This window comes from Microcoleus sp. AT3-D2, assembly GCF_036705715.1.
Taxonomy (GTDB): Bacteria; Cyanobacteriota; Cyanobacteriia; order Cyanobacteriales; family Microcoleaceae; genus Microcoleus.
Map to the genome: position 1 here is coordinate 1 of NZ_JAUBVE010000168.1, position 2,478 is coordinate 2,478.

The 2,478-nt window shown below is 38.9% G+C and carries 3 protein-coding genes; 2 read left to right on the top strand and 1 reads right to left on the bottom strand.

All coding sequences use genetic code 11. The features are described 5' to 3' along the window. The first annotated feature begins 185 nt into the window (after positions 1-185). Positions 186-728: a type II toxin-antitoxin system antitoxin SocA domain-containing protein gene (locus QUB44_RS30500; protein ID WP_333373593.1), complete on the top strand. Its 543-nt coding sequence runs from the start codon at positions 186-188 to the stop codon at positions 726-728. Between the two features lie 4 nt (positions 729-732). Beyond that, positions 733-1,341, top strand: coding sequence for a type II toxin-antitoxin system PemK/MazF family toxin (locus QUB44_RS30505; protein WP_333373597.1), 609 nt, complete (start codon positions 733-735; stop codon positions 1,339-1,341). A 222-nt stretch (positions 1,342-1,563) separates the two neighbouring features. Here the strand turns inward: QUB44_RS30505 and QUB44_RS30510 are convergent. After that, positions 1,564-2,478, bottom strand: a 915-nt coding sequence (locus QUB44_RS30510; protein ID WP_333373600.1) for an HNH endonuclease, incomplete at its 5' end; no start/stop codon positions are given.

Consider the following 2,478-nt stretch of genomic DNA (forward strand, 5'->3'; position numbering starts at 1 on the left):
ATCATAAGTTAGGGTGAATCCGACTTCTAAACTCTAAACCTAAACCCTGCCTACTGTCTAGAACGAAATAGCCCTGTGAATAATACACTCTTGGAGGCACACACTCTATTTGTTACCATTGGGTATTTTTTATCTGCTTTAATAGCCAAGCTTTCCTTTGGATGATATAATAGAATAAAGTTAAATTGAGCGAACAAGTTATAAGATTAATTAGGGAGCTTTTTGAAATCAAAAGAAGGAAAGCCATGCTAGAAAACCTGATCAAATACTTTGTTTACGCAACAAAAGGCTATATTACAAAAACGCAGTTAATCAAGTTTTTGTATTTGGCTGATCTTTATGCGGTCAAATGGACAGACAAGCAGCTTACTGATTTAGATTGGCGTTATTATTACTATGGGCCTTGGAATGAAGGCATAGACGCTGCTTTAAATCAAATGAATGGCAAAGAGATTTTTCAAGAATCTCAGGGAGAAACTATATTCATCAGACTTGGTGAGGGAGCTGGTAATGTGGATGATTTAAAGTTACCTTTAGGTCTGAAGCTCATGCTTGACAACATCAGGAGAGAATGGGCGGGATCAGGAGAGGATAAACTCAATCAGTTACTAGAATATGTCTATAACACTGCTCCCATGCTTGAGGTTAAATATAGCCACGAACCAGAGGAACAGGTGAGACTTAATCTCTACAAAGAAAGAGAAAAGTTAATGAGTGAATTGGGGTGAGCTAGTGGCTGGACAAAAACCGCGTCAAGGTTGGATTTATTTTATCAATCCCTATAGAGTATCTCTCCGTTGCAAACTCGGTCATCATCATATTTATGAGATAGATGAACCAGGGGAGATTGAGTGCAAGACAATTTCTTGCACTCAGGTGATTAATTCGAGTCGGGTTTTTCGGGGAGAGCATCCTTATATCGTTTGGACAAGTGACCAATTTGAAGATTACTCTAAATACATCCAAACTTTGACGCTGATTCCGTTGACTTCACAAGAAACCTATAAAGGTTTGCCAACTGTATATCCTATTAATTCTACAAGCACAAATGGTCTTTCTAAAAAATCCTTCGCTCTAGTGCATCAGATATGTACTGTTGATGCTAACTGTTTTAAAGATCCGCAAGGGGATTGGCTTAAGCGAGTTGGACAACTGGATCAAGCAGATAAGGAAGAGATAAAGGAACGTTTAAAGTATTTTTTAAATCTTGGGGATAATCCTGGTGAAGATTGGTTTATTAAAAATGCGTCTATAGAACTTTTGCAGAAAGTGTTTGAGCTTCTACCAGATGAAAAAAAAAGTATGGCTATAGAAAAACTGATCGACGATTTGCGATCGTAGTCAATAGACATTTCCAAAAAATCAAATATCGCGTAGGAGTACGATCCCATAGCCTGGGGAGGATGAAGCATTTGCGGATAAAATCGCCCGTTTTCAACATAAATTGTCGCCCCTGGGTGTACTCCTTAAATCTCGCTCAAAAACTTGAGATTATTTGTTGGAGATGTCTAGTCAAACAGTGTCGGCGGACTTCATTTTAAACCTACATAGGCTGGTTTTGTTCTAAATAAACCAACCACACTGCTTGCAACGCGATATAAGGGCATCTTTGTCAGGCAAATCAGATTGATTTTTGGGGAGGTGTTTCATTTGATTATTGTGCAGTTTACCATAAGAGGTGTGCCGTAAGGTAGGTGCAACGTACACAATGAGGTTTTCTCTATCATCTGGATAGTGATTACCTGGAGCAATAGCAATTAGGTTGAGGTCAAAAAGTGTATGTATATCAGCTCGCAAGAGCAACCCATTATAGATAGTATTATCTTCAGTCTCACAGTAAGGGATGATATGAGCAGCTTCTAGGGCTTCTTCGGCGTCGCAGCCAGTAATAGCACAGCAATAGCCGTAAGCCTCAAGTAAATCTTTACGAAACTTTGGCTGTCCTCGTCTTTGAGCGATAGACCGTGAAACTCGCTCTCTTGCTTCCTCTCGACTTTTTGGGGTGAAGTCCCCTTCAGTATCCAGATGTTCACCTATAGATTCAAGCTCCTCATTTTCGAGAGCAACTGTATAGTTAATTGAGTCTTGATTATTTTGCTTGTACTCTAAATCAACGATTGTTTTAAGAGTTCTGTGTTCTATTTCACACATCCCTAAGCGAGAGAAAAAGCTTTTAAGAACAAGAATTTCACAGTCTTTATATTGAGTGCATAATGCTGCATTTACACTAAGCAATCCTTCTGTGTAAATTCGTACTCTTGAATTCAAGGCTTTGAGTCCTTCTAATCCGGGTTTCCAAACTACTTCCAAGGTTAGGGGAAGCATTAATAAACCCCAACGAGGAAAATGCCCATCAGGAATTTCCTGCAAGTCTAGAGTTATTTGATTATTAGTAAGCCAGCGGGAGCATCCCGGTTTTGTAAATATCCGAATAAGTGTAAAATAGTTAAAATCAATAAAAGCGTCAAAAAAAGTCGA